Below are 7,726 nucleotides of genomic sequence, written 5' to 3'. Positions count from 1 at the left end.
TATTATTTTCATTTAAAACATCAAAAGAAAAATCGTTAACAGTTAAATCTCTTTTGTGTATTGTATGCATTGTAGAGCAGCTGTTTGCCACCGTTCCGATCTTGTATGTATCATATTCCTTCCACCAATATAACGGAGCGGTAATATCTACTGATACAATTATTTGCCTTAAAAACTTTCTGTGTTCCGAACCTGCTTTGACCAGTTTTTGAGCAAGAGACAGGTCGTTTTCTCCAATTATATAATTATCATTTGAGCCGAAATAACTATCGCTTTTACTCCATGAATTTAAAGGATTTCTCATTCCTCTGAGCGCTCCGTCAAAATTCATTACCTTCGTTGCTTCAAAATTAATCACTTGATCTTCCTCACTTCATTTCAAAGTTGCTGGGGCTTGTCTTTATAAAAAGCATTTTATATACCATCTCTTGTTTTGTATTATAACACAATTTGACAACAGTGTAATATAAATGTCATTCACAAGTTACATAAAAAATCCATGTGGTCTTAACACATGGATTTTTGCTTGATTTAGAGCTTAATCTCATCACTTTACTGATGTTATCCGCTTTTTAATTGGATGGCGAATCACCGTTTTCAGTTTGGACGGATCGCATTTGCGCGCATCGCTGAGATAGATTTCATGGTGAAACCGGGTATCCATAATATCGATCTCATATCCTTTTTCTTCAGCATATTCCTTCATCAATTCGACAGTTGCTTGCTCGCTGTCATACGGTCCGATATGCATACACTGAACACTTAAGCCTTCATTATAAGTAAGAAATTCCGCCTTTGAGAAGTCCTCTTTCTTTTTTCTAGTTGCCTCTTCTACCGCCCAGTCAAAATCCTCTTTCTTCACAAAGTCGGGAAGTCGTATAATAGAGATCCAGTTGAACTCATTCTTTTTGCCGTAATCGACGCCAGCAATACCATCCATCCACCAAAACCCCTCCAAAGGCGGCACGACATATTCAAAGAAACCGTCAATATTATGCCCGCCCTTATAACTCATCTTGATCGTAAAGGCTATCCCGTAAAGCAGCCCCATTGCTTTCTTATACTCGCCGTTTTCTTCGTTAGGGTCTCCTTTGCCTCTGACCGCAACAAAATTCATTGACGGAATTTCCACAATCTCCGGCTTTTTCTTAGGAAGATAGAACTCCCTGTATTCTTTTTTATAATCGAATCCCATGCTTATGCCCCCATTAAAGTTTATTTGTATTTGTACCGTTCAGCATAAAAATAAAAGCTTTCTCCTCAATATCTGCGACTCTCATAATCAGCTCAGGAATGTCATCAAGATCTCCGCAGTTTCCAAGCAGGTAATCCGTCATTCTATCTGTCATTTTAGAAAGCAAGGCACCGCTTTTTTCAAACTCCCGCGCCGACTGTTTCCACGCCGCAATTTCATAGCGTGAAGAAAGCTCATCAAGTACGCGGGCCAATTTTTCTCTCTCTGCTTTATGCTGTATGCCGCTTCGCTCCTCTGGTTTTAATAAAGCATCTGGAAGTATCGGAACTGTTCCCGTGAACATTACAATATTCTTCAGGGCAGCCCGATATTCTTCATCACTCAGCTCACTTTCCCATCTGCCAAACTCTTTTCCCAGTTTTCGCATTCCTTTTATTCCAAGAAAGCTTGTCGGCGGCTCAAGCACATTATTGGCCTTTTCAGCAAAAGCCTTTAATGAAATTTCCTTTATATTTTGATTTTGCTGCTTGACAGAAAGAGTATAAACCCTCGCATCGTACGAGAGTCAAGTGATTATTTTATTGGAAAGCATACCTCTGTAATAAATTTTTCAGGATTGGTTTCATTGTCGGGAGAAATATAGTAGACCTGAAATGCCCTACCGCATATTTTATAACCGTTTTCTTCGATCCAATGATAAATATACTTGTTTATATCACCTATTCTGCTGTATATTCCCTGATACGCAATGGATGCGACTTTCGTTTCGCACATTTCGGAAAATCTTAATCCGTCAGTTTCCGGCATGATCTTTTCAACGACTCGTAATACCTCAGTATCAATATGTTTTTTCTCAAAATCCACACTATGAGTAATCGCAAAGCAATACGGTACATCTGCAAGCCTTATATCATGATTATTGCATTCCTTCGCAAGACGGTCCCATAACAACCCTTCCTCACTAAATTCATGGATAATACCGCGCAGGCTGACCACCTTTCTTGTCGGGAATTTCTTTACACTGACAGATAAGGCGCAATCATTCTGATCCTCAAGTTCCTTAATAGCTTTCTGCATTTTCATGATCTGTCGTTTAGTCTCCTCAAGGCTTCTTTTCTTTTCAATTATTTTGTTTGTCAAGAAAGTTTTTATTGTATCATCAAGTATGCCGCTTTGCAGCATTTCAGGTATTTCCTTTAATCCAAAACCCAAACTCTTTAAAATTTGTATACGATTTGCCTCAACGACCTGCCTCTCGCCATAATATCGGTATCCGTTCAAGTCGTCCACCTGCTCTGGTTTCAGCAATCCAATTTTGTCATAATTACGGAGCATTTAAATACTAATTCCAGTCAGTATAGAGAATTCACCAATCTTAAGCATTTTTTCGCCTCACAGAATGAATATGTAAAAATCTCTTCGAAACTATTCCAGTAAAATTTAACAATATCTGCTTTAAGTATACCGTATAAAATAACAAAAAGCCATATGCTGGTTTACCCCTGACATATGACTTTTTAGCCTCCACCAGAGTGAATGGCGGGGTATAGATTCGCGGCGTGATGCCATCCCTTTCACCGAGGAATTCTTGAACGCGGACACCTCTTGCAGTGACAAATTAAGATTTACTTTTCTTGCCATATGAGCTTTTCCTTTTTAAAATCGATTTGAGTATAAGAAAAGCCGTCACATTTCTATGACAGAGCGAGAATCGAAATTTAAGAAATAACCATATAAGCTATTGACATTATTTTATGTTTATCATAAAATATGTTATGGCATACGAAAAAAGGAGAGTGATGGTAATGGAAAACATGCCAAACATTAAACGGAGATTTCTCAAACTTGCATTAGTGGCAATAAGCGCATTAAGTATTGTTGCAGTAATCTTGGCGATAATCTTGATGCCCTATCTAGTTGATTGTTATCAAGATACTGTCAATCAAGTATTAGGCTACCATGTTATCATTTTTATGTGGATTACAAGTGTTCCTCTGCTGGTAATGCTTTTCAATTTCTTAACTTTGAGTATTTCGTTAGTCAAAGAGCGGATTTTCATGGAAAAAGCCATTAAAAAAATGTCTGTTTTTCAAATATGCACTCTAATTGAAATTGCGCTATATGCTTATGCTACATTTCGATTTCAAACAATCATAGCGGTAATTATACTGTATGGCGCTATACTGATTGAGATTCTTGCTACGTTGGTGAGAGAGCTTTTGCGCGATGGCAAAGAGTACTTTATTGACAGTACGTTATCAGTTTAAAGGTGGCTTGTGATGATAATTGTAGATTTAGATGTCATGATGGCGATAAGAAAAATGAGCCTAACTGAACTGTCGGAAAAAGTCGGAATTACAATGACAAATCTTTCACTGCTAAAAACAGGGAAAGCGCGTGCCATTCGTTTTACGACACTGGATGCACTTTGCAAAGCCCTGAACTGCGATGCAGGAGATATTATTAAGTACAGAGAGGAATTGAATGATGATGAATAAAAAGAAAAAAATTATTACTGGCACTTTAATTGCCGTAGTTGTCATAATTGCGATACCACTGGGATTGTATATTGCCGGAAACACCTTTTATAGTGATACGAGAATTTATGAACAATATTGGAAAATTAACGTTCCACGGGCTGCAAAAGAAAAATACAATATAAATACGCCGACAAGTTTTCATGGAGACGGATATCGTTTTACTTCTTTTGAATTAAAAAGCGCTGATTCTCCGCTTTTAAGCGGCGCATCAAACGATAAAAGTTCGTCTATGCAAAACGAGGTCACAAGTATTTTGGATTCACTTAATGCAGAAAAGAAACAGTATCCTAATTTCAATCATACATATTTATGGAAATCAATGTCTCAACACGAAAATAAGCTATATATAATTTATGATAAAGACTTGTCCATGCTGTATTTTGCCCAGCAAACAATGTGAAGGAAAGGTCTTCATAGAGAACGAAGGTCGTTATGGTATATCGTATAAAATAATAAAAAGCCATATGCAGGTTTACCCCTGACATATGACTTTTTAGCCTCTTCTTATTCACCCAATACATTTTTCAGCAGATCAAACCTTTTCAAACAAGCAATATATTGGGCAACGCAAAAGTAATTTTGTATATCCGCCTCGTCAACTCCCCGAAAAGCGCAAAGTTCATCCCACAGCATAGTGCTTCCCTCAACCATAAAATATCCTGATGCAGTGTCTATCCCGACGAAAATCCTTGTTATATCCCCGCCCCAAAGTTCCTCTTTATCTTTATTTTCATTTTGGTAGAAGATCTCGCCTTTTCCCCTATTTTCAAGAAAAAAGGTTCGTGGCAATGGAACAGACCCATCAGGCAGCTTTGCGGCAAGAAACTTATTCTTAGTAACATTCAAGAAAACCGCATCGGTCGCTTTCTTTTCATGTATTTCGGTCAAAACGTACTTTTGAGACAAATAGTCTAGCAGCTCTTGTCCGCTTTTTCTGTTTGGCTTTAGCCTGCTTTTATATTGCTTCCATACAGATTTCCATGTTTCCAGCATTTCAGCCGTCGGTTCTTGCGTCAGCATTTAAATTCCTCCCTGCACAAAATTATAGAATGTATGTAAATCAATTTTGCTTTTTATCTGTGAAAAATCCGCAGATGGATGTAATAATAAGTATTATAGCCGAAAGCAAAAAAGTCTGGTCAAACGCGCCTGCAATCTTGTCATCTTTTTCTGTCTTGATTTTACTAACAACACTTTGGATCTCACTTTGCTGACCCATAAGACCCACGCCGGATTCGAGCTGAACAGTACCGTCTTTTATTTTGGCATCTGCATCCATCAGCTGACCCGAACCAAACCGCAGCTGCACACAGCCGTTTTTCGCTGACTCAAGCCGCTTTGCAGCTTCTTTGAGCCGTCAACGAGCTGACCCGAACCGCTTTCAAGCTGCGACAATGCTTCGGTCAGTTTACCGATTCCGTTTTGAAGCGTAATGAGGCTGTTTTTATTCTGGTTCAGCATGGAAATGCCGCCCGCAACCTGTGTCATCCCGTCTTTAAATGCTCCGCCATCGTTAAACTGCGCGAAAACCTTTTGCGCAGCGCTTGTCAGCTTATCCGCGCCCGCCGTAACTTTGCTTCCGCTTGCAACGACATTCTGACTTTGCTCAGCAAGGCTTGTTAGTTTCGCTTCAAACTGCTGCTCGTTTGTAACCGTCGGGTCAGTTCCTGCCGTATACAAAGTCACAAGATTAGCCAGGGCCTGAACCTGCTGTTTGCATTGCTGTTTCGCCGTTTCATCCTGCGCATCGGCACAGGCGGCCTGCGCCTGATCAAGGCTGTTTTTATAATTATTCAAAAGCTGTGCCGACGCGGGATTGCTTTTGATCATCAGATAATATGTGTTATTAACTGCTGAAACATAGCTGCTTATATTTGACGAAAGGTTCCTAGCACCATCTGCAATACCGGTCACACCGGTGTAGATGGTCTGGGTGCCGGTATCGGCGTTATACGAAAATTGTGAAAGCAGTATCTGAGCGCCATCATTTAACTGCCCTATTCCAGCGCTCAGCAAACCCAGCCCCTGACTGCCTGCAAAGTTCAGCGATTTTGATCCACTTAATGTCTGCGAAAGTGCATGATCCAATGTAATAAGCCCGTTTGTGAGTGATTCACTCCCGTCTGAAAGTGTACTGAGACCGTATGAAAGTGACACAATGCCGGTATTTAAAGAATTTTGACCTTTCAAAGCTTTGCCCGCCCCTTCGCGTAATGCACCTGCTCCGTCATAAAGCCTTTCAAGTATGTCATTGCCGGAAGGGCGAGGCGCTGAGGATACATTTGATAGTGAAGTTTTTATGTCCGCTTCCAAATTGCTTTGAAGTTTTTTCTGATTGGCGCTTGTACTGCTGTCGCTGCTTCCAAAATTCTTGCTGATATCCACACTTAACACTGTTTTGGCAGAATCCTCGATTCCGGATTGATTGATTAATGCAACAGCATCACTCTTAATATCGAATTTTGCCGCTTCCACATTACTGTTTAGAACACTTACAAGAAGTGCGATCCCAATACAGGTTCCGACCTGTCTCGCGGCATTCACGATACCCGATCCGATCCCGCTCTTTTCGTCAGGCAAATATTTAATCGAAGAAACCATCGACTGGCACGAGAATCCCAGACCAAACCCGAACACAGTCATTTCGGCAATCATCATAAACTTCGATGTGCCGACCGTAAGCCTTGAAAGAAGCAGCGCACCTATACCCATGCAAAAAACGCCGAAAAAATTGACAGGCTTTGCCCCAAGCTTACCGGCAATGACGCTTCCCAGGGGCATTGCAACGATTACCGTCAGAGAGACTGCCATGACAATATACGCTGCGCTCAGCGCTTCATAGCCCATGACGTTCTGCAAAAAGTAATTAAAAATCAATAATGGGGCAACAATGCCGAACCCTGTGATCAGATAGCATACACTCGACGCTGTAAAAGTAATTTCGCTGAAAAGACCAAGCTCGACTAAAGGAGACTTTACCTTTGATTCTGTCAGCAGGAAAAGCGCCATAGACACAGCCGAGCCGATAAACATGGAAATAATGACCGCCGAGCCCCAACCATAATCTCTGCCTTTTAAAAGCGAGAACGTAAGAAGGAAAAGAGTTGACGTCAGAAATAACATTCCAAGCCAGTCAACGCTTTTAGACACTGTCTTGTCGAAAGATTCCCCGACAAACAAGAGAGTAAGGAGAATGGAAATCAATGCAAACGGTACATTTACAAAAAAGATCGACTGCCAGTTTATGTACTTGATAAGCAGTCCGCCAATAGGAGGGCCTCCCGCAGCCGCAAGCGCTGCTACCGCCCCGACAGCGCCGGAAATGATCTGCGTTTTCTCTCTGCCGAACAGCTCAAGTGCCATAGGAACCACGATGGGAGTAATAAGCGCACCGCCGATGCCCTGGATCAGCCGCATAGCTATTAAAAAGAACAGCGTGCATGATAATCCGCATAACGCTGAGCTTCCCCCAAACAATACAAGGCCGATCAGCATGACCTTCTTTCGTCCAAACTGGTCTGCAAGCTTGGAAGCTGGTATCATAAAAACAGAAAGCCCAAGCACGTATATCGTGCTTATCCAGCTCGTGTCGTTAAGACTCGCTTTGAAGTAGCTCATAATATCCGGCAGTGCGATATTGATGATCGTACTGTCGAGGGTTCCCATAAACATTGCGATTGCCAGAGCAATAAACCCGAGGATTTGTTTTTGCTTATTCATTTTTGCGCCTCCAAAATATGAAACTGCTGTCATATTTATATTATCACAAAAAACATAATTGTCAATGTAAATATGAAACCCATTTCACATTGACAAAAGAATAAGTCGAAGGTAAAATATAATGAATGACTATAAAAACGGAGGACGGCTAAATGGATAAAAAGGATGTTCGAATTCCCCAGCAGAAACGGTCTATCGAAAAAAAAGAAAAGATTATTGAAGCGGCCACTCAGATTTTTATGAAGAATGGTTACCTTAACATAAATACTGC

At 40.7% G+C, this 7,726-nt stretch carries 9 protein-coding genes and 1 pseudogene; 3 read left to right on the top strand and 7 right to left on the bottom strand.

The annotated features are described in order from the left end of the window. The 4 genes and pseudogenes from Q8865_10340 to Q8865_10325 all read right to left on the bottom strand — a co-directional run. A partial coding sequence (locus Q8865_10340) for a hypothetical protein (GenBank protein MDP4153813.1) occupies positions 1-358 on the bottom strand: 358 nt, incomplete at its 3' end. A 189-nt stretch (positions 359-547) separates the two neighbouring features. After that, positions 548-1,195 (bottom strand): GyrI-like domain-containing protein, encoded by a 648-nt coding sequence (locus Q8865_10335; protein ID MDP4153812.1) that lies wholly within the window; start codon positions 1,193-1,195, stop codon positions 548-550. Between the two features lie 13 nt (positions 1,196-1,208). Continuing rightward, positions 1,209-1,733 (bottom strand): annotated as a pseudogene (locus tag Q8865_10330) (DUF4872 domain-containing protein). 35 nt (positions 1,734-1,768) lie between these two features. Beyond that, positions 1,769-2,530, bottom strand: a complete 762-nt coding sequence (locus Q8865_10325; protein MDP4153811.1) for a MerR family transcriptional regulator — start codon at positions 2,528-2,530, stop codon at positions 1,769-1,771. 470 nt (positions 2,531-3,000) lie between these two features. On the opposite strand from Q8865_10325, the gene Q8865_10320 reads away from it, so the two are divergent. From Q8865_10320 to Q8865_10310, 3 genes are read left to right on the top strand one after another with little or no spacing between them, the layout of a single operon-like run. Then, positions 3,001-3,462, top strand: a complete 462-nt coding sequence (locus Q8865_10320) for a hypothetical protein (GenBank protein MDP4153810.1) — start codon at positions 3,001-3,003, stop codon at positions 3,460-3,462. A 9-nt stretch (positions 3,463-3,471) separates the two neighbouring features. Continuing rightward, the gene (locus tag Q8865_10315; protein ID MDP4153809.1) at positions 3,472-3,693 is read left to right on the top strand and encodes a helix-turn-helix transcriptional regulator; all 222 of its coding nucleotides are present in this window, start codon (positions 3,472-3,474) and stop codon (positions 3,691-3,693) included. Continuing rightward, on the top strand, positions 3,680-4,135 hold the full coding sequence (locus Q8865_10310) for a hypothetical protein (GenBank protein MDP4153808.1): 456 nt from the start codon (positions 3,680-3,682) through the stop codon (positions 4,133-4,135). The genes Q8865_10315 and Q8865_10310 overlap by 14 nt, the downstream gene beginning before the upstream one ends. Positions 4,136-4,239: 104 nt before the next feature. Here the strand turns inward: Q8865_10310 and Q8865_10305 are convergent, their stop codons facing one another. From Q8865_10305 to Q8865_10295, 3 genes are read right to left on the bottom strand one after another with little or no spacing between them, the layout of a single operon-like run. Next, complete coding sequence (locus Q8865_10305) at positions 4,240-4,755, bottom strand: hypothetical protein (protein ID MDP4153807.1); 516 nt, start codon at positions 4,753-4,755, stop codon at positions 4,240-4,242. Between the two features lie 40 nt (positions 4,756-4,795). Beyond that, positions 4,796-5,044 carry a hypothetical protein gene (locus Q8865_10300; GenBank protein ID MDP4153806.1) on the bottom strand — a complete coding sequence of 83 codons (249 nt, stop codon included), beginning with the start codon at positions 5,042-5,044 and terminating at the stop codon, positions 4,796-4,798. Further along, entirely contained in the window at positions 5,014-7,455 is a 2,442-nt protein-coding gene (locus Q8865_10295; protein MDP4153805.1) for a DHA2 family efflux MFS transporter permease subunit, read from the bottom strand. The genes Q8865_10300 and Q8865_10295 overlap by 31 nt, the downstream gene beginning before the upstream one ends. Positions 7,456-7,726: the final 271 nt, after the last annotated feature.

The organism is Bacillota bacterium, from assembly GCA_030705925.1.
Taxonomy (GTDB): Bacteria; Bacillota; Clostridia; order Oscillospirales; family Feifaniaceae; genus JAUZPM01.
Note: the sequence above shows the minus strand (reverse complement) of the source record. Positions and strands in the feature narration are given on the sequence as shown.